Below are 19,814 nucleotides of genomic sequence, written 5' to 3'. Positions count from 1 at the left end.
GGGCGATACAGCCTCGGACCCTTTCCGACAAGGCTTTTCACGGTCCACGGGTGACGCGCAGAGAAGGGTTGCAAATGGCGGGGCACAGGGGAAACATGGCCGGACCTGACCAATGAGAGGACCGTCATGTCTCTGGCCGATGCCGCGCGCAGCGTGCGTGAAAATGCCTATGTGCCCTATTCGCATTTCAAGGTGGGCGCCGCGCTGAAGACGCCCTCCGGCGCCGTGCACGTCGGCTGCAACGTGGAGAACGTGGCCTATCCCGAGGGCACCTGCGCCGAGGCCGGGGCGATTGCCGCGATGGTGGCCGCGGGCGAGACCGAGATCGTCGAGGCCTACGTGATCGCCGACAGCCCGCACCCGGTGCCGCCCTGCGGCGGCTGCCGCCAGAAACTGATGGAATTCGCGAAGGGCGGGGTGAAGGTCACGCTGGCGACGGTCGACGGGCAGGAGTTCGTGACCACGGTGGCCGACCTGCTGCCGGGCGCTTTCACCAACACGCACATGGACAAGGCAGGCGGGGAGGCATGAGCGACGCGCGCGCCGTCATCGCCCATCTGAGGCGGGGAGAGGAGCCCTCTGCCCGCGACCTCGCGTGGTTTGCGCAGGGGCTGGCCGATGGCACGGTGAGCGCGGCGCAGGGCGGGGCCTTTGCCATGGGCATCTGCCTGCGCGGCCTGTCGGAGGCGGGGCGCGTCGCGCTGACGCTGGCCATGCGGGATTCGGGGCGCGTGCTGGACTGGGACCTGCCGGGTCCGGTGGTCGACAAGCATTCGACCGGCGGCGTGGGCGATTGCGTGTCGCTGGTGCTGGCGCCGATGCTGGCGTGCTGCGGCGTCTACGTGCCGATGATCTCGGGCCGGGGGCTGGGCCACACGGGCGGCACGCTCGACAAGCTGGAGGCGATCCCCGGCTATTCGGTGTCCCCTGACGAGGACCGCTTGCGCGCCATCGTGGCCGAAGTGGGGTGCGCCATCGTCTCGGCCAGCGCGGACATCGCACCGGCCGACAAGCGCCTATACGCCATCCGCGACGTGTCGGGCACGGTCGAGAGTCTCGACCTCATCACCGCCTCGATCCTGTCGAAGAAGCTGGCGGCGGGGTTGCAGGCGCTGGTGCTGGACGTGAAGTGCGGCTCCGGCGCGTTCATGAAGACACCGGAGGAGGCGCGCGCGCTGGCGCAGGCGCTGGTCGGCACGGCGAACGCTGCCGGGTGCCCCACAACGGCGCTCCTCACCGACATGTCGCAGCCGCTGGTGCCCTCGCTCGGCAACGCGCTGGAGGTCGATATCAGCATGGAGGTGCTGACCGGCGCGCTAAAGGGGCCGCTGCGCGAGCTGTCCGTGGCGCTCGGGGCCGAGCTGCTGGCGACGGCGGGTGTGCAGGACGGCACGGCACGGCTTGAGGCATCGCTCGACAGCGGTGCCGCGGCAGAGCGGTTCGGCCAGATGGTCTATGCGCTCGGCGGGCCGCTCAGTTTCGTCGAGGACTGGCGCCGCTTCCTGCCGGAGGCCCCGGTGATCCAGGAGGTCACGGCGCGCGAAAGCGGGATTGTTGCCGCCATCGATGGCGAGGCGCTCGGTCTGACGGTGGTCGACCTCGGCGGTGGACGGCGGGTGGAGACGGACGAGGTCAACCCGGCAGTGGGCCTGACCGAGGTCGTCCGGCTGGGTCAGCGGGTCGAGAAGGGGCAACCGCTGGCCCGCGTGCACGCCGCCCGCGAAGGGCAGGCCGACCGCGCGGCGGCAGCCGTGCGCGCGGCCATCGTTTACGGCGACGCGCCCAAGCCGCGCGACGCGGTGCTGGAGCGGGTAGCATGACCCGCGCCTTCCTCGTGGTGATGGATTCCGTGGGCATCGGCGGCGCGCCGGACGCGGCGGACTTCTTCAACAACGGTGTGCCCGACACCGGCGCCGACACGCTCGGCCACATCTTCGACGCCTGCGCGCGCGGCGAGGCCGAAGACGGGCGGAGCGGCCCGCTCTCGCTGCCCGTGCTTGCGGGGCTCGGTCTGTTCCATGCCGCCGACCTTGCAAGCGGCGGGGGTAGGGTGGGCCTTCGGGCCACCCCGCCTGTCGGGACATGGGGCGCGGCGACCGAGGTCTCGCAGGGCAAGGATACGCCCTCCGGCCACTGGGAACTCGCCGGTCTGCCGGTGCCGTGGGATTGGACCTACTTCCCCGACACCGTGCCGGCCTTCCCCGAGGACCTGACCGCGAAGGTCTGCGAGATCGCCGGGACCGACGGCATCCTCGCGAACTGCCACGGCTCCGGCACGGTGATGATCGAGCGCTTCGGGGAAGAGCACGTCCGCACGGGACGGCCCATCTGCTACACCTCCGCTGACAGCGTGTTCCAGATCGCCGCGCACGAGGCGCACTTCGGCCTCGACCGGCTGTACGACCTTTGCGAACGGCTGGCCCCCATCCTGCACGATATGAAGGTGGGGCGGGTGATCGCGCGGCCCTTCGTGGGCGAGGCGGGGAACTACACGCGCACCACCAACCGCCACGACTATGCCATTCTGCCGCCCCGGCCGGTGCTGACCAACTGGGTGCAGGACGCGGGCCGTGCGGTCCATGCCATCGGCAAGATCGGCGACATCTTCTCCATGACCGGGATCGACACCGTGGCCAAGGGGGCGGATGACGTGCTGATGGAGCACCTGAACGACGCGGTCGAGACGATGCCTGACCGGTCGTTCACCTTCGCCAACTTCGTCGAGTTCGACTCGCTCTACGGCCACCGCCGCAACGTGTCGGGCTATGCGCGGCACCTCGAATGGTTCGATGCAGGCATCGGGCACCTACTGCCGAAGCTGAAGGACGGCGACATGCTGGTCATCACCGCCGACCATGGCAACGATCCGACCTGGACCGGCACAGACCACACGCGCGAACGGGTGCCGGTTCTGATCGCCGGGCGCGGTGCGGGCGAGATCGGGCAGGTGGGCTTTGCCGATGTCGCGGCCAGCATCGCGGCACATCTTGGGGTCCCTTCGCAGGGGCCGGGAAGGAGTTTCCTGTGAAAGATCCGGATTGGCGCGCGGACGAGGAGACCCTCGACCGCATCGGGAAGATGCCGAAGGTCGAGCTGCACCTGCATTTCGAGGGCGCGGCGCCGCCGTCGTTCATCCGCGGGCTTGCGAAGGAAAAGAAGGTCGACCTGAGCCGGGTCTTCCGGCCGGACGGCTCCTACGACTATCGCGACTTCTGGCACTTCCTCGAGGTCTACGAGGCCGCGACCTCGGTCCTGAAGACGCCCGAGGACTTCGCCCGGCTCTGCCGCGCGGTGCTGGAGGAAAGCGCCGCCAAGGGCGTGGTCTATTCGGAGACCTTCCTCAGCCCCGACTTCTGCGGTGGCGGCGACGTGTCGGCGTGGAAGGACTACCTGCTGGCGATCCGCGAAACCGCGGAGGCGGCGGAGCGCGACCTGGGCATCACACTGCGCGGCATCGTCACGGCGATCCGTCATTTCGGTCCCGACAAGGCCCGGCAGACAGCGCTTTGCGCGGCCGAGACGGCGGGCGACTGGCTGACCGGCTTCGGTCTTGCCGGGGACGAGAAGAAGGGCAAGCAGCGCGACTTCGCCTGGGCCTTCGACTGCGCGCGGGAGGCGGGGCTGCGGCTGACCAGCCACGCCGGCGAATGGAACGGCCCGCAGGAGGTGCGCGAGGCGGTCGAGGACCTGGGCGTCGAACGCATCGGCCACGGCGTCCGCGCCTGGGGCGACCGCGCCTTGGTGGACATGCTGGCCGAGCGCGAGATCGTGCTGGAGGTCTGTCCGGGCTCCAACGTGTTCCTCGGGGTGTTCCCCTCGCTCGCCGCGCATCCCATCGCCAAACTGCGCGATGCGGGCGTGAAGGTCACGGTTTCGACCGATGATCCGCCATTCTTCCACACCACGATGCGCCGGGAGTTCGAAGACCTTGCGAAGACCTTCCATTGGGACGAAGAGGTGTTCGAGGAGCTGAACCGGACCGCGCTCGACGCCGCCTTCTGCGATGCGGCCACGCGCGACGCGGTCCTGAAAAGACTGGAGCCGAAATGACCCAACACCTGACCGTCGTCGATCACCCGCTGGTGCAGCACAAGCTGTCGATCATGCGCAACAAGGACACCTCCACCGCGTCCTTCCGCCAGCTCCTGCGGGAAATCAGCCACCTCCTGGCCTACGAGGTCACGCGCGATCTGCCGCTCACAAACGTGCGTATCGAGACGCCGCTGTGCGAGATGGACGCGCCGATGATCGAGGGCAAGAAGCTGGCGCTGGTGTCGATCCTGCGGGCGGGCAACGGTCTGCTCGACGGTATTCTGGAGCTGATCCCGGCCGCACGGGTGGGCTTCATCGGCCTCTACCGCGACGAGGAAACGCTGCAGCCGGTCCAGTATTACAACAAGCTGCCCGCCAACATGGAGGATCGGGTGACCATCCTCGTCGACCCGATGCTGGCGACGGGCAATTCCTCGGCCGCGGCGGTCGACCTGGTGAAGGCCGCGGGCGCGAAGGAGATTCGCTTCCTGTGCCTTCTGGCGGCGCCCGAAGGTGTGGCGCGGATGCAGGAAGCGCATCCTGACGTGCCTGTCGTGACCGCCGCGCTCGATCAGAGGTTGAACGAGAAGGGCTATATCGTTCCCGGACTGGGCGACGCGGGCGATCGGATGTTCGGGACGAAATAGTCCGTTTCCAAGCTGAACCTTGTTACAGCCCCCAAAATAAGGCGATTCTGCGACAAGCGGCCACAACCGCTTGTTTATCCACAGGAGTCCAGTGGAAATTTAGCGAAAGCAATGTTCTCAAAGCTTTACAGGTCAAAGCTGAGATTGCATTGTGCGAGTCACATCTGTGGGGGCAGACATGACGTTAAAGAAACTGGCGGTCTACGCCATTATTGTGTCCAATTTTGCGGGCTTTGCGCAGACTGCCAGCGCGCAGGGCCAGATTCCGGCGAACTTTCCGCCTGCCAGCTACACGGGCAAGCAATTCGTGGACAATGACGGCTGCGTGTTCGTACGCGCGGGATTTGACGGCAACGTCACATGGGTGCCGCGCGTCACGCGGCAGCGCAAACCGATCTGCGGACAGACACCGACCATGGGCGGCAACGTGACGGCTGCGGCAACGGTCCGCACGCCGGGCGCACCGCCTCCGGTGCAGATCACGGTGGACACCCCGCCGGCGGCCGCACCCGTGGCGGCAGCGCCTGCGCCGGCCGCGACAGCACCGCGCAGGGTGGTGCGCAGCACGACGGCGACCGTGCCGAATTACGCACCTGCACCGCGCGTGGTCATGGCACCCGCGTCGAAGCCGGTGACGGCGGAGCCGCCGCGCATCGTGCGCCCCGTGCCGACGACGACGGTCCGCACCGTCGCGCCGGCCAGCACGCGGGTCGTGGTTCCGGCGCGCGAAGCCTGCCTCGCCGGCAAGACGACGCGCCGTGTCGGCAACCGGACGGTCTCCGTCCGTTGCGGGCCCCAGAGCGCGCCGCATGTGACCGAGATCCGCCGCGGCGAAGCGCCGACCGCTGGCAAGAACGTCTACTACAACCGCAATTCGTGGCAGGGGTCTTCGCTGGCGCCCGATACGCGTATCGTCCCGCGCCACGTGTATGAAAGCCGCGACACGCAGATCGCCTCGATCCCGGCGGGGTACAAGCCTGCCTGGGAAGACGACCGGCTGAACCCCTACCGGGCGATCCAGACGGTGGCGGGTCATCAGGCGACCCAGCAGATCTGGTCCAACCAGGTGCCGCGCCGCCTTATCTCTCAGGCGAACAAGCGCCAGCCGTTCCCGAAGAACCTCTGGACAGCGCGCTACCGGCATGAGGTGAAGGCACCGGACATCGCCTACGTCGCGAACCAGACCTATCCGCCGGTCGACGTGCAGATCGCCTACGCGGCGCAGGCACCGTACCGCACCGATGTCCTGTCCACGCGCGGCAACGCGGGCGCATCCGGCGGCGGCTTCGTGGAGATCGGCGTCTTCACCACCAGCGACAAGGCGGCTGCGGCCTCTGCCCGGCTGGCGGCGGCAGGGTTCCCGGTGCAGGCGGCCAACGTCACGCACCGCGGCCAGTCCGTGCAGCGGCTGCGCGTCGGTCCCTACGGCACCGATGTTGCCGTGAACGCAGCGCTCGCCGCGGTGCACCGCAGCGGCTACACGCAGGCCTACGTCCGCTGAGCCGGACCTGAGACACAAGCCCGTTCGGAACGGACGGCTTCAGAGAGGCCCGGGCATGGGGGTGCCCGGGCCTCTCGCTTTTCAGGGGTTGAAAATCAGGACCCGCAGATGCCCTGCAATCGCACCCAGTCTGCATCCGACAGGACGGTGCGGCTGCCGGTGGCGCGCATCGGGTCCGCCTCGATCAGGGCCAGCGTGGACTCGCCGGTGATGTCGATGGCGTAGGCATAGGGCGTGCTGCGCAGTTCGGCTTCGGCGAAGGCGGGCAGCAATCGCGCGGCATCCGGGGCCCTTACGGGGCGGGTCATGATGTACTCGGCGTAGTCCGAAAGGCCTGAGTCCGGCAGGCTGCCGGTGGTCAGCAATTTCAGCGATGCCGCCAGCCCCGCCCAGTCGAGCAGTTCGGCCAGCGGGTCGCTGGCACGGGCGCGGGCGGCCTCGACCAGCGCAAAGCCCGCGGCCACGTCCGGATCCTCGTGGTCTTCCACCACGCGGCGGTGCAGGAGCACGATGCCGCCCGGCAGATGCGTGCTGGTGAACCCGCCGCCCGGCACGATCACCACGCTGCCCGACGACTGGATGCGCTGCGAGAACCGCTTGAGCGGTTCGCGCGCGTCGGGCGTGTTGCACGGCTGCCCCGTCAGGCGGGTGATATGGGTCAGAAGGTTGGCGCCGATCTCTGCCCGTTTGACCGGGGGCACAACCGTCGTGGCATAGCGTTCGAGGGCATCGGGCAGCCAGAAGATCGCCCCGGCGGCCAGCGCCACGAAGAAGGCGCCGGTCAGGTAGAAGCGCAGCTTGCCGGGGCGCGGACGTCGCCGGTCGATGGCACGCAGTACGCGGTCCAGTCCGGCGATCATGTCGGTCTCGTCCGCCGGCAGTTCCAGCGTCTCGTCCGGGTCGCTGTCGGGATGGTAGATGGCAGGCACCTGCGTGCCGTTGGCCCGCGTCACGGCGCCCAGCGACCAATGGGCGAGAATGTCGCCGGAGGTCGAGCTCATGGTGAGGGTCGCATCGCCAAGCGAAACGATCACCTCGCGCCGCTGTGCGTCCGGGTCCGGGCGCCACAGCCCGGTGGCCTCGAGCCTCTGGAATTGCTTCAGTGCTGTCATGCGGGCGCTGCTCTGCCTCTCGCTTCGGCGGACGATAGCACGGTGCACACAAGAGGTGCAATCTGGAGAGAAAGGCCGCGCTTAACCCGGGTTTAACCGCGCCGGCGCCAAGCTGACCGAAACGGAGGTCGGGCCATGCATCCTGTGGACGAGCTGGCGCAGCTGCGCGCACAAATGCGACGCCTGAAGGCGCGCGAGGCGGAACTGCGGGCGCAGGTCCTGTCGGGAAACGCCCCGCCGATCAGCAACCGCCACCGGGTCGAAATCGTTCGGCAGCGCCGCCCGGACTTCGTGAAGGACAAGCTGCCGGAACACGTCCTGAACGACCCGTGGTACTGGGAAACCCGCGAGACGCAGGTCGTGAAGGTGGTCGATCTGGCCCGGCGTGGCGGCGGGTGGGCCGAGGTGGACAGCGTCCTCGAAACCTGAGGCACGCCATGGTGGCCAACCCCGGCCCGTGCCCGGGACCGCCCACCCTGCGTCCCGCAGCGCCCCCAGCACCGGAAGCACGACGCTCCCCTTCATCTTGGTCCAAATACCTGCTGCAACGTCAGTCCTCACCCCTTCGGCAACGGCAAGGGCCGCGCTCCGCAGGAGCGCGCGGGTCGGCGTGCGCAGCACGGCGAAATCACATCTCCTTCGCCAGAGCGCGCAGTTCGAACTTCTGGATCTTGCCGGTCGAGGTCTTCGGCAGTTCCTGGAACACCACCTTCTTGGGGGTCTTGAACCCGGCCAGCCGCTCGCGGGCAAAGGCGATCAGGTCGGCCTCCGTCGCCTCCCGCCCGTCCTTCAGCTCGACGAAGACGCAGGGCACCTCACCCCATTTCTCGTCCGGCTTCGCCACCACCGCGCACAGCAGCACCGCCGGGTGCGCCATCAGCACCCCCTCCACCTCCACCGACGAGATGTTCTCGCCGCCGGAGATGATGATGTCCTTCGCGCGATCGGCGATCTGCAGGTAGTTGTCCGGGTGCATCACCGCGATGTCGCCGGAGTGGAAGAGCCCGTCCTTGAAGGCCTCCTTCGTGGCGCGCGGGTTCTTCAGGTAGCCCTTCATGACGCCGTTGCCGCGAAACACGATCTCTCCGCGGGCCTGGCCGTCGCGCGGGATCGGCGCGCCGTCATCGTCAAGCACGTCCATCGGTTCGAGGAAGGGCATCGCCACGCCCTGCCGCGACTTCTGGGCGGCGCGGGCCTCGCCTTCCATGTGGTCCCACTTCGACTGCCAGGTGCATTCGGTGCCGGGGCCGTAGGTCTCGGTCAGGCCGTAGACCTGCGTGACGTTGAAGCCCATGGGCTCGATCGCGGCGAGCGTGGCGGGCGCGGGCGGTGCGCCGGCGGTGAAGACCTCGACCACATGGTCGAATGCCCGTCTCTGGTCCTCGGGCGCGTTGATCAGCGTGTTGAGCACGATGGGCGCGCCGCCGAAGTGGGTCACCCCCTCGTCGGCGATGGCGTTGAAGATCGAGTCGGCCCTCACGTCCCGACAGCAGACGATGGTGCCGCCGACGGCCGGCATCATCCACGTGTGGCACCAGCCGTTGCAGTGGAACAGCGGCACGATGGTCAGATAGACCGGGTGCAGCACGATGCGCCACGACAACACCTGTCCCATGGCGTTCAGGTAGGCGCCGCGGTGGTGGTAGACCACGCCCTTTGGCCGGCCCGTGGTGCCCGAGGTATAGTTGAGCGCGATGCTCTCCCACTCGTCCTCCGGCATGATCCATGCAAAGCCGGGATCGCCCTTCGTCAGTAGGTCCTCGTACTGCAGGTAGTCGGAATGGCGGTGCACCCCGGCATGGTCGTCGGGCACTTCGACGACCTGCGGCGGTTCGTTCTCCATCCGGTCGAGCGCCTCGGCCAGCACCGGCAGGAACTGCGTGTCGCAGAGCACGACCTTCGCCTCGCCATGATCGAGGATGTAGGAGACCGTGTCCGGGTCCAGCCGCGTGTTGATCGCGTTCAGCACGGCCCCGCAGGCGGGCACGGCGAAGTGTGCCTCCACCTGCGCGGGAATGTTCGGGAGAATCGTCGCGACCACGTCGCCCGGCTCCACACCCAGCCCGGCCAGCCCGGACGCCAGCCGGCTGACCCGTTCGGCATATTCAGCGTAGGTCTTGCGGTGCGCGCCGTAGACGACGGCCAGGTGATCGGGCCAGATCTGGACAGCCCGGTTGAGGAAGGACAGGGGCGTGAGCGGCACGTAATTCGCCGCGTTGCGTTCCAGTCCGGTTTCATCCTTCAGCCAGCCCATGTCGTACCCTCCCTGATGGTCAAGCAAGAATGTTGCGCCAGTTGACGGGGAAGGAAAAGGGGGTTTTCGTATTCCGGACAAAGGAGTTTTCAGATGATCATTTCCCGCGGGCGAAAATACATTTTCGTGCACATTCCGAAGACCGGCGGCACGTCGCTGGCGGCGGCTCTGGAGGATCGCGCCATGCGCGGCGACATCCTGATCGGCGACACGGAAAAGGCCAAGCGCCGCAAGCGCCGGGTGAAGAAGCTGCAGGAAAGCGCGCGCGGGCGGCTCTGGAAACATTCCAACCTGATCGACATCGAGGGCGTCGTGACCCCGCAGGAGGTGGAGGATTTCTTTGTCTTCACCATGGTGCGCAACCCGTGGGACCGGATGGTGAGCTATTACCACTGGCTGAGAACGCAAAGCTTCGATCACCGGATGGTCCACCTGTCGAAGATGATGACCTTCTCGGACTTTGTGAAGCACATGTTCACCCGCAAGCAGATGGAACAGTGGCCCTACACCGCCTACACCACGGATTCGCAGGGCAGGAACCGCTGCAACCACTACATCCGGCTGGAGACGTGGCGGCCGGACATGGACATGCTGGCGCAGCACCTTGGTTTCATGCCGGGGATCGGGCACCTCAACCGCTCTCCCCGCCATCCGGATTACCGAACCTATTACACCGACGAAACGGCGGAGGTCGTGGGCAACATCTGCCGTCAGGACATCATGCGGTTCGGTTACAGGTTCTGAGGGACGCGCGGCGCGGGTCCGGCGGGCGTGCGCCGAACGGCCGTTACCGGATCGGTTCGAACAGCGCGTCTTTCATGCTGCAATCCTTCACCACGTCGCGGCCACAGGGCACCGGCGTCAGGTCGCGCGACAGGCAGATGCGGACCTCCTGTATATAGGCGTCCCGGCAGGTCACCGTGACCATGTCCTTCTCAAGTCCCGGGTTGGCCTTCAGGAAGGCCTCTTCGACCACCGAAGCGGGCAACTTCACCGGCTTGTCGAGCTTGCGGAAGACCGCCGGCCGGGTGACGGTGCCATAGGCCTCGCGGGCGAGGGCGTAGTAGGCGCTGGCCGACAGGCCGGAGCAGACGCCGTGCTTCTTCCACTGGTGCCACGCAAGGCCGGAGGTCCCCATGATGTCGGCCATCTCGGCGGTCTGCTGGCGGGAGGGCTGGCGCTCCATCGTCGGGCAATAGGCGGGCCAGCCGCGGTGGTACTGTGGCCACAACCCGTGGAGCACCCAGCCGAAATCCGCGTCGCATTGTTCGGAGTTCCGGGCATCGCCCTCCATCCGGCACCAGTTCGGCGACCACGACAGCGACATGACGTAATAGTCGAATTCCCCGGCGCGTTCGCCATCGGCCAGTGCGTGGGTGGCGGCGAACAGGGCAAAGGCGGCAAGAAGGGCGCGCATTTTTCCGTTTCCTTTTGATTTTCGCGGCACTATATACGGCGCAAGTTTCCCCACAACGGTAACCCGCCCCGGAGTTGATCCGGGGTCTCCCGCGGCCCCGAAAGGCGGTCCGGGGCACGGAAAAGGTTTGGCCGTTAAGACGTGAATAGGAGTAGACGAGATGTCCAAGCTGCTGCACCCCAAGGCGACCGCCGTCTGGCTGGTGGACAACACCACGATGACCTTCAAGCAGATCGCCGATTTCACCGGCTTTCACGAGCTTGAGATCCAGGGCATCGCCGATGGCGACGTGGCCGTGGGCGTGAAGGGGTTCGATCCCATCGCCAACAACCAGCTTGAGCAGGCCGAGATCGACAAGGCGGAGAAGGATCCGACCTACCGGCTGAAGGTGAAGTTCAACCCGGCCGCCCGCGACGAGGAAAAGCGCCGCGGTCCGCGCTACACCCCGCTGTCGAAGCGTCAGGACCGTCCGAATGCGATCCTGTGGCTGGTGAAGTTCCACCCGGAGCTGACCGACGGCCAGATCGCCAAGCTGGTCGGCACCACGAAGCCCACGATCCAGTCGATCCGCGAACGCACGCACTGGAACATCCAGAACATGCAGCCCATCGACCCGGTGGCGCTTGGACTCTGCAAGCAGACGGAGCTTGACGCCGCCGTGGCCAAGGCCGCGAAGGATCTGGAAAAGGTGATGACCGACGACGAGCGCCGCAAGCTTGTGTCGACGGAGCAGAGCCTCGAGATGGACAGCGCCGAACCGCGCCTGCCTTCGAACATGGAAGGGCTGGAGAGCTTCTCGCTGTCCGATCCCCGTGGCGACGACGACGAGGAAGAGGAGGACAACCAGAACTACCTGGACGCCGACAGCTTCTTCAACCTGCCGGAAGACAAGGAAGACGAGGACGAGGACCGCTGAGGCGGGCCTTTTATTCCGACGCTGCAAGCACTTCGAAACCGCGGGCCGTCACTGGCCCGCGATTTTCGTTTGCAGGGTGGGCGAATGGGGCAGGGTCCGGCGCGGCGCTTAGACGACGCCGTGACAGAGCGGTTCAGAAGTTCAGGGAGAACCCGGCATTGAACCCGGTGTGGCCCTTGTCGTCGGACGTCAGCTCTACCCGGCCGCCAAGGCCGTTCAGCGCCTGCGCCTTGAAGCTCATGCCCAGCGACATCTGTGTCTTTGACAGCACGTCCACGGCGTCGAACGGCGCCATACCGGACACCGCGATCTCGTCCTGCTGGCCGCCGAAGGCCGTCAGCCCGAGGAAGGGCCGCAGGCTCGCCCCGGCGGCGGTCATCGGCGCGCCCACTTCCAGCCGCAGGGCGGTGGCGGTGCTGTCACGCTCGTCCACAGTGGCACCGGGCAGGCCGGAGACGGGGTAGGCCTTGGTCGTGTGGTGCAGCGCGTCGCCCTGGACGACGAAGTCGATCCCGTGGCCCGCGCCATCGTCCATCAGCATGCCCGACCCGCGCAGCGTCAGACCCAGCAGGCGCCCGTCCCGGTCGGCGGCGCCTGTGGCGGTGTCGGGGCTGTCGATCACGTTGTGGCTGCGACCCACGTAGGCGGCGCCGTCGAAGGCGAGCCGGCCAACCGTGCGGCCGTAGGTCAGGCCCAGGAAATAGGAGCGGATGCGCGCCTTGTGGATGTCATCCGCCAGTTCGGAGGCACCCTGCCCATAGCCCGCGAAAGCCGAGAAACCCGTCTCGCCGAAGCCGTAGCCAAGGACCACGTTGCGCCGGTCCGCGTCGGTCTCTTGACCGCCGGACGGATCGACCGTGCTGCGCCCGGTGCTCGCCCCGAGCCATATACCTGCAGCGGCCGTATCGAGCGCGGTCTGCCCGATGCCAAAACCGATCTCGCGCCCGAGCAGGTCGGTCTGCGACATCGCGGTCTTGTCGGCGGCTTGGGCCGGGACAAGGGAAGCGGCAGTCAGGGCGACGGCAAGCGCAAGGCGCGCGAGGCAGGACATGGAGGGCTCCGGGGCAGCGGGCAAGCAGTTGGCCGCAGCTATTGCGAATAGCCCGCAAGCGCGCAATAGCCCTAGGCCACGAGAAGCGACAGGTGCGTCCTTTCGGGCGCAGTTTCTGATCGGTTCAGAAGCGTTTGCGCGCGTTCAGGGCAGCGGTGATGGTCCCGTCGTCGAGATAGTCGAGCTCCCCCCCGATCGGCACACCCTGCGCCAGCGAGGAAACGGACACCCGCCCTTCGAGCTGATCGGCGATGTAATGGGCGGTGGTCTGCCCGTCGATTGTGGCGTTGAGCGCGAGGATGACCTCCGTCACGTTCTCGGCGCCAAGCCGGTCCATCAGCCGGGGAATGCGCAGCTCGTCCGGGCCCACGCCATCCAGCGCCGACAGGGTCCCTCCCAGAACGTGGTAGCGGCCCTTGAAGACCTGCGCGCGTTCCATGGCCCAAAGGTCTGCCACATCCTCGACCACGCACAGAAGGCCGTTGCCGCGCCTCTCGTCGCTACAGATCGGGCAGATGTCGGCGGTCGATACGTTGCCGCAGTTCAGGCACTCACGCGCGGTGCGGGCAACCTCGGTCATCGCTTCGGACAGCGGTTGCAGCAGCGGGCCGCGCTTGCGGATCAGGTGCAGCACAGCGCGTCGGGCTGACCGTGGGCCAAGGCCCGGCAGGCGCGCCATGAGGCCGATGAGCGTGTCGATGGGGTCGGTGTCTTTCATGGACCTGCGGCGTTCGGTTCAGTGTAGATAGGTACACGTCATTTGAGGAGAAAGTCGATGATCGTCGGCAGGAAGGACAGGAAGGCGACGATGCCCGCCGCCGAGACCGAAACCTGTCCGCCCGGCGGCAGGGTCTGGATGCCGTGCAGGGTGTCGCGCGTCTCCATCAGCTTGTCCAGCGGTTCCAGCTTCGCGATGTCCAGATAGCCGTCGCCTTCCGGGTCCTTCAGCGGGCCGTCGGGGCGCGGCGGCAGCCCGGAGCGCTGCCTGTGATGCGCCTCGATCAGGCGCTCCACCTCGTTCATCGCCTCGGACTTCACCTCCCGCAGCCGGTTCGACAGGGGCAGGATCGGCACCGCGTAGGTGGCCACGACCAGCGACAGGGTGAGCAGAGAGAACAGCGCCACCGTCTGGTCGACCTCGAAGCCGGACAGGATCAGCGACAGGATCGACAGCGACGCCACCAGCGCCGAAGTTGTGACCAGCAGGCTGTTGGCGCGCAGGAGCGCGGGCAGCGGTTCGCGCGACAGGTTCAGGATGCGCAGGTCGATGTCGTCGATCCTCACCAGCACGGCCCACCAGAAGCGGAAGATCACCGCGACGGCGGCGCCGATGATCAGGTTTCCGCAGAAGATGAAGAGCGAGAGCATCCGGGTCAGCAACAGCTTGGGCACCGGGTTCGGGCAATGGTCGGGCGCGCCGAGGACGGTGCCCAGCGGGTTCTCCGCCGCTTCGGCGATCAGCGGCACCAGTTCCGACAGCGACAGGACCTCGCGGTTCCACGGGTCGTAGATCCAGATCCCGCCCGCCAGCAGGCCACCCCAGGCCGCCGCCAGCACCAGCGAGGCCGGGGTGAACAGCGTCCGGTCGATCCATCGTTGCGGGTCGTGCGCGGGCAGGGGCATGTTGGCGTACATCTGGCCCAGCCGCGGCGTCAGCAGCCAGCCGGTGGCGTAGACGATCCAGGCGTTCAGCGTGACCAGCAGGATCAGGGCCGCGTCGCGGATGTCGCAGGTAAAGGCGGCTTCGGTGGCCAGGTAGGCGATGCCGCTGACCGTCGTCAGTCCGACGGCGATGCCCCCGGCCAGAACCCATGCCCGGGGGGTGTGGTAGTGGCGTCCGGTCTGTTCCGCCGCGCCCACCGTCCCGTCTCAGAACGGCAGTTTCATGTCGGCAGGCAGCCCCATTTCCTCGGTCAGCTTGCGCATTTCCTGTTCTGCGCGGTTCTGTGCCTTGGCCTGTGCGTCCTTGATCGCGGCGAGGATCAGGTCCTCCACCACTTCCTTTTCCGAGGCGACGAAGATCGACGGGTCGATCTCCAGCCCGGTCAGTTCGCCCTTCGCCGTGGCCGTCGCCTTCACGAGGCCCGCACCGGATTCCCCGGTCACGGTCATGGTCTTCAGGTCGTCCTGCAGTTGCGTGACCTTGCCCTGCATTTCCTTGGCGGTCTGCATCATCTTGGCCATGTCGCCAAGATTTCCGAGGCCCTTGAACATCGTCTGTACTCCTGTGTTCGGGGCGCGCGCCTGCATGATCGCCGCCCGGAAGGTTCAGAGGCTTATCGCAAGCGCAGCCCCGATCGACAAGCCTTCAGGCGGCTGGGTGGCCCGGCGGCATTGCCCGCATTGGCTGTATCCCGCAGCGTTTGCGGCCATGCCGTGCGCCATCGACCCGGCGGCGCGCTTCCGTCCTCAATCCTCGTCGAACGGATCCCATTCGTCCTCGACCTCCTGAAGCCCTTCCGACTGGGCTTCCGCCTCGGCCTCGGCCTGGGTGCGGATCGAGGTGATCGTGGCCTTGGGGAAGGCGGCGAGGGCGGCCTGCACGAGGGGGTGCTGCGCGGCCTCGGCCTTCAGGGCGCGGTCGGCAGCGTCGCGCCGCTCGGTCACCGTCGGTTCTTCGCAGCCGTTCACCACCGTCACCGCCCAGCGGTTGCCGGTCCAGCGTTGCAGGGCCGCGCCGAGTTTCGACGCAAGCTGCGGATCGGCAGTATCGGTCGGCGTGAACTCGATCCGGCCGGGCTGATAGGCGGCAAGGCGCAGGCCGCCCTCGACCTCCACCAGCAGCTTCACGTCGCGGTTGGCGCGGATCAGGTCCAGCACGTGTTCGAAGGTCGCGTAATGGGCCAGCGCGTCGGTGGCCAGCGCAGGCGCCGCGCTGCCGGAGCGGGAGGCGACCGGGCCGGAGGAGCCGCGATGCGTGGGGGCCGGCACGCCCGTGGCCTGGGTCTGCCCGCCATGATGCGCATGCCCGCCACCACCGGGGCCGGTGGGCATGGGGGGCGGGGGCGTGTCCTGCAGCTTGCGGATCAGGTCCTCGGGAGTCGGCAGGTCGGCCACGTGGGTCAGACGGATCACCGCCATCTCTGCCGCCATGATGGCGGACGGCGCGGTCGAGACCTCCTCGATCGCCTTCAGCAGCATCTGCCACGCCCGGCCGAGGCTGCGCTGGCCGAGACCGTCGGCAAAAGCCTGCCCGCGCGCCCGCTCGTCCGGCGAAATCGTGGGGTCCTCGGCGGCATCCGGGGTGATCTTGACCACGGAAATCCAGTGCGTCAGCTCCGTAAGGTCGCGCAGCACGGCCAGCGGATCGGCACCGTCGGCATATTGTGCGGCCAGTTCCTCGAGCGCACCGGCCGCGTCGCCGCGCATGATGCGTTCGAAAAGGTCCATGGTGCGGCCCCGGTCGGCCAGGCCAAGCATCGCGCGGACCTGATCGGCGGTCGTCTCTCCGGCGCCGTGCGAGATTGCCTGATCGAGCAGCGAGGTCGCGTCGCGGGCGGACCCTTCGGCGGCACGCGTTACAAGCGCCAGTGCCTCGTCGGTGATCTCCGCGCCCTCGCTGGCCGCGATCTTGCGCAGCAGGGCGATCATGATCTCGGGCTCGATCCGGCGCAGGTCGAAGCGCTGGCAGCGCGACAGGACCGTGACGGGGACCTGCCGGATCTCGGTCGTGGCGAAGATGAATTTCACATGGGCGGGCGGTTCCTCGAGCGTCTTCAGGAGCGCGTTGAACGCGCTCTTGGACAGCATGTGAACCTCGTCGATGATGTAGATCTTGTAGCGCGCCGAGGCCGCCCTGTAGTGCACGCTCTCGATGATCTCGCGGATGTCGCCGACGCCGGTACGGGAGGCCGCGTCCATCTCCATCACGTCGACGTGGCGGCCTTCCATGATCGCCACGCAATGTTCGCACTTGCCGCAGGGATCGGTGGTCGGGCCTCCGTTGCCGTCGGGTCCGATGCAGTTCATGCCCTTCGCGATGATCCGTGCCGTCGTCGTCTTACCGGTCCCGCGAATCCCCGTCATGATGAAGGCCTGCGCGATGCGGTCCGCGGCGAAGGCGTTCTTGAGGGTGCGGACCATGGCATCCTGGCCGACGAGATCGGCAAAGGTCTCTGGCCGGTACTTGCGGGCGAGCACCTGGTAGGCGGGCTGATCTGACATGCGGGTTCCCTGGATCGGACGGGGCCAAGCTATTGTCCGGGGCAGGGGATCGCAAGCCTTGCGGGAACCGCCTTCGTACTTAAGACGTTCGATCACGACTGGGTGTACGGAGGGTGACCATGCGACTGAGGGGAATTCGGAGCAGTTCCAACGTCGAGGACAGGCGGGGCCGTGGCGGCGGCATTGCCGTCGGCGGCGGACTGGGCCTCGGCGGCGTGCTCCTGGTACTGGCCATCGGCTATTTCACCGGCATTGACGTGTCGCCGATCCTGACCGGAAACGGCTCCGGCCAGTCGCAGCAGACGCGCCCCCTGACGGAACAGGAAGAGCAGGCGGGCGAGTTCAGCGCGCAGGTCCTCGCCACGACCGAGCAGGTCTGGACCAACGTCTTTCCAAACGCCTTCGGCAAGCCCTACGATCCCCCGACGCTGGTGCTGTTCAGCCAGGTCACGCAGTCGCCCTGCGGCGGTGCGTCGGGCGCCACCGGACCGTTCTACTGCCCGGCCGATGAGAAGGCCTACCTCGACACCGCCTTTTTCGCCTACATGAAGCAGGAGCTGGGCGCGGGCGGCGACTTTGCGCAGGCCTACGTCATCGCGCACGAGGTCGCGCACCACGTCCAGGACGAGATCGGCATCCTCGCCGAGGTCAACGCCATGCGCCAGCGCGCCTCCGAGCGTGAGGCCAATGCGCTGACCGTGCGGCTGGAACTGCAGGCGGATTGCCTGTCGGGCGTATGGGCCTCCTACGTCGACGACCTGCTTGAGCCGGGCGACATCGACGAGGCGCTGAACGCCGCGCAGCGGATCGGTGACGACTACCTCCAGCGCAAGGCGGGACGGGTCCCCAACCCGCATACCTTCACACATGGGACCTCCGAACAGCGGCAGCGCTGGTTCAGCAACGGGTACGAGTCGGGCAGCCCCGCGGCCTGCGATACCTTCGGCGCGGAACGTCTCTGACGCTTGCGCGCCGGGGACGGTTGACGCTAGGATCGGGCATGGCCCATCGGCAGGGGGCCACCTGATTCGCGGAAAGCCTTCGCACCTGCATCTGACGTCGAAGACCCACATCTTCGGATTTCTCTGGCCCGAGCAGCGGATTGCGGGCGATGACGGAGGAAGCCGATGTCCGATACATCCCTCGACAAGCTGCGTCTCGACGCCAAACTTCTGCACCGCGCGTGGATCGCCCGCGAACCATGGGCCGTCGGACGTGTGCGCCAGCACCCGCCGCGCAAGGACCTGACCAACCTTGTCCGGGCCGATTTCCTGTTCATCATCGCGCAGGAGAACGGCTTCGCCAGCTGGCCGCGGCTGAAGGCAGAGGCGGAGAGGACCGGCCTCGACCGGGCCGCCCGCTTGCAGCGCCTGAAGGTGGCGCTGGCCCATGGGCAGGTCGATCTGGCGGAAAGCCTGCTGGCCGAAACACCCGACCTGCCGGATGGCCTTTTTGGACTGGAATGCGCGCTCTATCGCCGCGCGGCGGTGGAACAAGCGCTGGCCGCCCGGCCGGAACTGGCGGTACAGCAGCTGGGGCCGCGAACGCCGATCCTGCACCTCAGCTTTTCGCGCTGGATACACAAGTGCCCGGAACTGGAAGGCGACATGCTGGCCATTGCCGATCTGCTGGTGGAGCATGGGGCGGACGTGAATGACGGTCTGCCCGGACCGGACGGCCACCGGCTGTCGGCGCTCTATGGGGCCATCGGCCACGCCGACAACATGGCCTTGGGCGAATGGCTGCTGGATCACGGCGCCGATCCGAACGACGGCGAATCGCTCTACCACGCGACGGAGCTTGGCCATCACGGCGGCCTGCGTCTGCTGCTGGCTGCGGGGGCGACGCCGGAGGGAACGAACGCGCTGTTCCGGGCCATGGATTTCAACGACCACGTCGCGGTCGGGATGCTGCTGGAGGCGTATTCCGGCATCGAGGACTTGAACCGTGGCGCCATCACGGCCTTGCATCACGCCGCGCGGCGTGGCTGCGACAGGCGGATGGCCGAAATGCTGCTGGACGCGGGCGCGGACCCGGAACGGCGCTGGCAAGACACGCATCCCCTGGCCTTCGCGAAGGTCTACGGCAACGCGCAGGTCGCGGCGGCGCTCGAGGCGCGTGGTGTAATTTGCGACCTGAGCCGGGAGGAGGCGCTTCTGGTGCGCGCGGCAGAGGGGCTGGACAGCCCGGGAGACTGCGTCGATCCCGACCGTCTCGCCGAACCCTACCGCAACATCGTCCGCGAGATCCTGCATCTGCCGGACCGCCTGGACCATCTGCAGCGTCTGATCGCCATCGGTCTGCCCTTCGACGCAGCGGATGCGCATGGGGTCACGCCGGTGCAGATCGCGGGCTGGGAGGGGCTGCCGGAGACCATGGGCTGGCTTTTGTCGCTGAGGCCCGACCTAGGCCACGTCAACGGCTACGGGGGCACGCTCCTGTCGACGATCCTGCACGGGTCGGAGAACAACCCGGCCCGTGCCGACCGCGACCACGAAGCATGTCTGCGGCTGGCGCTGGAGGCCGGGGTCGCCTTGCCCCGGCACGTCATCACCGCGACGGGGCGCTCCGACCTGCGGCAGTTCCTGTCGGATTGGGCGGAGGCCCGGCCCGGGCAGGTGGTCTGAGAGTACCCCCGTTCACCGTCCACGGCCGTCACGCCGACCGAATCGCTAGGACCGGGGCGTCAAGTGTGTATCATCGCCGGGAACGGATTTTCC

At 67.4% G+C, this 19,814-nt stretch carries 19 protein-coding genes; 11 read left to right on the top strand and 8 right to left on the bottom strand.

The features are described 5' to 3' along the window. Positions 1 to 126: 126 nt before the first annotated feature. The 6 genes from CDO87_RS05740 to CDO87_RS05715 all read left to right on the top strand — a co-directional run bounded on the left by CDO87_RS05740 (position 127) and on the right by CDO87_RS05715 (position 6,180). Entirely contained in the window at positions 127 to 531 is a 405-nt protein-coding gene (locus CDO87_RS05740) for a cytidine deaminase (protein ID WP_100927888.1), read from the top strand. Beyond that, a complete protein-coding gene (locus CDO87_RS05735) occupies positions 528 to 1,820 on the top strand; it encodes a thymidine phosphorylase (protein WP_100927887.1) in 1,293 nt (430 codons plus the stop codon). The genes CDO87_RS05740 and CDO87_RS05735 overlap by 4 nt, the downstream gene beginning before the upstream one ends. Next, complete coding sequence (locus CDO87_RS05730) at positions 1,817 to 3,028, top strand: phosphopentomutase (RefSeq protein ID WP_100927886.1); 1,212 nt, start codon at positions 1,817 to 1,819, stop codon at positions 3,026 to 3,028. Before CDO87_RS05735 ends, CDO87_RS05730 begins: the two co-directional genes overlap by 4 nt. A 50-nt stretch (positions 3,029 to 3,078) precedes the next feature. Next, a complete protein-coding gene (locus CDO87_RS05725) occupies positions 3,079 to 4,050 on the top strand; it encodes an adenosine deaminase (protein WP_100930850.1) in 972 nt (323 codons plus the stop codon). After that, positions 4,047 to 4,679, top strand: a complete 633-nt coding sequence (upp, locus tag CDO87_RS05720; RefSeq protein WP_100927885.1) for a uracil phosphoribosyltransferase — start codon at positions 4,047 to 4,049, stop codon at positions 4,677 to 4,679. The genes CDO87_RS05725 and upp overlap by 4 nt, the downstream gene beginning before the upstream one ends. 178 nt (positions 4,680 to 4,857) lie before the next feature. Next, positions 4,858 to 6,180 carry an SPOR domain-containing protein gene (locus CDO87_RS05715; protein ID WP_100927884.1) on the top strand — a complete coding sequence of 441 codons (1,323 nt, stop codon included), beginning with the start codon at positions 4,858 to 4,860 and terminating at the stop codon, positions 6,178 to 6,180. 95 nt (positions 6,181 to 6,275) lie between these two features. Here the strand turns inward: CDO87_RS05715 and CDO87_RS05710 are convergent, their stop codons facing one another. Then, complete coding sequence (locus tag CDO87_RS05710; protein WP_100927883.1) at positions 6,276 to 7,292, bottom strand: hypothetical protein; 1,017 nt, start codon at positions 7,290 to 7,292, stop codon at positions 6,276 to 6,278. Between the two features lie 135 nt (positions 7,293 to 7,427). Between CDO87_RS05710 and CDO87_RS05705 the strand changes: the two genes are divergently transcribed. Beyond that, positions 7,428 to 7,721, top strand: a complete 294-nt coding sequence (locus tag CDO87_RS05705) for a hypothetical protein (protein ID WP_100927882.1) — start codon at positions 7,428 to 7,430, stop codon at positions 7,719 to 7,721. A gap of 199 nt (positions 7,722 to 7,920) precedes the next feature. Here CDO87_RS05705 and CDO87_RS05700 read toward each other — a convergent pair whose 3' ends face one another. Continuing rightward, positions 7,921 to 9,546, bottom strand: a complete 1,626-nt coding sequence (locus CDO87_RS05700) for an AMP-binding protein (RefSeq protein WP_100927881.1) — start codon at positions 9,544 to 9,546, stop codon at positions 7,921 to 7,923. A 93-nt stretch (positions 9,547 to 9,639) separates the two neighbouring features. Between CDO87_RS05700 and CDO87_RS05695 the strand changes: the two genes are divergently transcribed. Further along, complete coding sequence (locus CDO87_RS05695) at positions 9,640 to 10,290, top strand: sulfotransferase family 2 domain-containing protein (protein ID WP_100927880.1); 651 nt, start codon at positions 9,640 to 9,642, stop codon at positions 10,288 to 10,290. Between the two features lie 43 nt (positions 10,291 to 10,333). Here CDO87_RS05695 and CDO87_RS05690 read toward each other — a convergent pair whose 3' ends face one another. Beyond that, complete coding sequence (locus tag CDO87_RS05690) at positions 10,334 to 10,963, bottom strand: ribonuclease T2 family protein (RefSeq protein ID WP_100927879.1); 630 nt, start codon at positions 10,961 to 10,963, stop codon at positions 10,334 to 10,336. Between the two features lie 160 nt (positions 10,964 to 11,123). Here CDO87_RS05690 and CDO87_RS05685 point away from each other — a divergent pair, with 160 nt between their 5' ends. After that, positions 11,124 to 11,879, top strand: a complete 756-nt coding sequence (locus CDO87_RS05685; RefSeq protein WP_100927878.1) for a DUF1013 domain-containing protein — start codon at positions 11,124 to 11,126, stop codon at positions 11,877 to 11,879. Positions 11,880 to 12,012: 133 nt separating this feature from the next. On the opposite strand, the gene CDO87_RS05680 is transcribed toward CDO87_RS05685, so the two are convergent. The 5 genes from CDO87_RS05680 to CDO87_RS05660 all read right to left on the bottom strand — a co-directional run bounded on the left by CDO87_RS05680 (position 12,013) and on the right by CDO87_RS05660 (position 17,094). Next, the gene (locus CDO87_RS05680; protein ID WP_100927877.1) at positions 12,013 to 12,930 is read right to left on the bottom strand and encodes an autotransporter outer membrane beta-barrel domain-containing protein; all 918 of its coding nucleotides are present in this window, start codon (positions 12,928 to 12,930) and stop codon (positions 12,013 to 12,015) included. 124 nt (positions 12,931 to 13,054) lie between these two features. After that, the gene (recR, locus tag CDO87_RS05675) at positions 13,055 to 13,648 is read right to left on the bottom strand and encodes a recombination mediator RecR (protein ID WP_100927876.1); all 594 of its coding nucleotides are present in this window, start codon (positions 13,646 to 13,648) and stop codon (positions 13,055 to 13,057) included. A gap of 38 nt (positions 13,649 to 13,686) precedes the next feature. Continuing rightward, entirely contained in the window at positions 13,687 to 14,790 is a 1,104-nt protein-coding gene (locus CDO87_RS05670; RefSeq protein ID WP_100927875.1) for a hypothetical protein, read from the bottom strand. A 9-nt stretch (positions 14,791 to 14,799) separates the two neighbouring features. Continuing rightward, positions 14,800 to 15,144: a YbaB/EbfC family nucleoid-associated protein gene (locus CDO87_RS05665; protein WP_100927874.1), complete on the bottom strand. Its 345-nt coding sequence runs from the start codon at positions 15,142 to 15,144 to the stop codon at positions 14,800 to 14,802. Positions 15,145 to 15,339: 195 nt separating this feature from the next. Further along, the gene (locus CDO87_RS05660; protein WP_100927873.1) at positions 15,340 to 17,094 is read right to left on the bottom strand and encodes a DNA polymerase III subunit gamma/tau; all 1,755 of its coding nucleotides are present in this window, start codon (positions 17,092 to 17,094) and stop codon (positions 15,340 to 15,342) included. Between the two features lie 119 nt (positions 17,095 to 17,213). Between CDO87_RS05660 and CDO87_RS05655 the strand changes: the two genes are divergently transcribed. Together CDO87_RS05655 and CDO87_RS05650 are read left to right on the top strand one after the other, a co-directional pair. Continuing rightward, complete coding sequence (locus tag CDO87_RS05655) at positions 17,214 to 18,056, top strand: neutral zinc metallopeptidase (protein WP_100927872.1); 843 nt, start codon at positions 17,214 to 17,216, stop codon at positions 18,054 to 18,056. Between the two features lie 165 nt (positions 18,057 to 18,221). Beyond that, positions 18,222 to 19,721, top strand: coding sequence for an ankyrin repeat domain-containing protein (locus CDO87_RS05650; RefSeq protein WP_100927871.1), 1,500 nt, complete (start codon positions 18,222 to 18,224; stop codon positions 19,719 to 19,721). The last annotated feature ends 93 nt before the right edge of the window (positions 19,722 to 19,814 follow it).

The organism is Sagittula sp. P11, assembly GCF_002814095.1.
GTDB lineage: Bacteria > Pseudomonadota > Alphaproteobacteria > Rhodobacterales > Rhodobacteraceae > Sagittula.
The sequence above is the reverse complement of the archived record's forward strand: the minus strand, read 5'-3'. Positions and strand labels throughout refer to the sequence as shown.

Excerpts from the sequence above, each read along its gene's own strand:
- CDO87_RS05740 (WP_100927888.1), top strand. The coding sequence starts at position 127 with ATGTCTCTGGCCGATGCCGCGCGCAGCGTGCGTGAAAATGCCTATGTG.
- CDO87_RS05735 (WP_100927887.1), top strand. The coding sequence starts at position 528 with ATGAGCGACGCGCGCGCCGTCATCGCCCATCTGAGGCGGGGAGAGGAG.
- CDO87_RS05730 (WP_100927886.1), top strand. The coding sequence starts at position 1,817 with ATGACCCGCGCCTTCCTCGTGGTGATGGATTCCGTGGGCATCGGCGGC.
- CDO87_RS05725 (WP_100930850.1), top strand. The coding sequence starts at position 3,079 with ATGCCGAAGGTCGAGCTGCACCTGCATTTCGAGGGCGCGGCGCCGCCG.
- upp (WP_100927885.1), top strand. The coding sequence starts at position 4,047 with ATGACCCAACACCTGACCGTCGTCGATCACCCGCTGGTGCAGCACAAG.
- CDO87_RS05715 (WP_100927884.1), top strand. The coding sequence starts at position 4,858 with ATGACGTTAAAGAAACTGGCGGTCTACGCCATTATTGTGTCCAATTTT.
- CDO87_RS05710 (WP_100927883.1), bottom strand. The coding sequence starts at position 7,292 with ATGACAGCACTGAAGCAATTCCAGAGGCTCGAGGCCACCGGGCTGTGG.
- CDO87_RS05705 (WP_100927882.1), top strand. The coding sequence starts at position 7,428 with ATGCATCCTGTGGACGAGCTGGCGCAGCTGCGCGCACAAATGCGACGC.
- CDO87_RS05700 (WP_100927881.1), bottom strand. The coding sequence starts at position 9,546 with ATGGGCTGGCTGAAGGATGAAACCGGACTGGAACGCAACGCGGCGAAT.
- CDO87_RS05695 (WP_100927880.1), top strand. The coding sequence starts at position 9,640 with ATGATCATTTCCCGCGGGCGAAAATACATTTTCGTGCACATTCCGAAG.
- CDO87_RS05690 (WP_100927879.1), bottom strand. The coding sequence starts at position 10,963 with ATGCGCGCCCTTCTTGCCGCCTTTGCCCTGTTCGCCGCCACCCACGCA.
- CDO87_RS05685 (WP_100927878.1), top strand. The coding sequence starts at position 11,124 with ATGTCCAAGCTGCTGCACCCCAAGGCGACCGCCGTCTGGCTGGTGGAC.
- CDO87_RS05680 (WP_100927877.1), bottom strand. The coding sequence starts at position 12,930 with ATGTCCTGCCTCGCGCGCCTTGCGCTTGCCGTCGCCCTGACTGCCGCT.
- recR (WP_100927876.1), bottom strand. The coding sequence starts at position 13,648 with ATGAAAGACACCGACCCCATCGACACGCTCATCGGCCTCATGGCGCGC.
- CDO87_RS05665 (WP_100927874.1), bottom strand. The coding sequence starts at position 15,144 with ATGTTCAAGGGCCTCGGAAATCTTGGCGACATGGCCAAGATGATGCAG.
- CDO87_RS05660 (WP_100927873.1), bottom strand. The coding sequence starts at position 17,094 with ATGTCAGATCAGCCCGCCTACCAGGTGCTCGCCCGCAAGTACCGGCCA.
- CDO87_RS05655 (WP_100927872.1), top strand. The coding sequence starts at position 17,214 with ATGCGACTGAGGGGAATTCGGAGCAGTTCCAACGTCGAGGACAGGCGG.
- CDO87_RS05650 (WP_100927871.1), top strand. The coding sequence starts at position 18,222 with ATGTCCGATACATCCCTCGACAAGCTGCGTCTCGACGCCAAACTTCTG.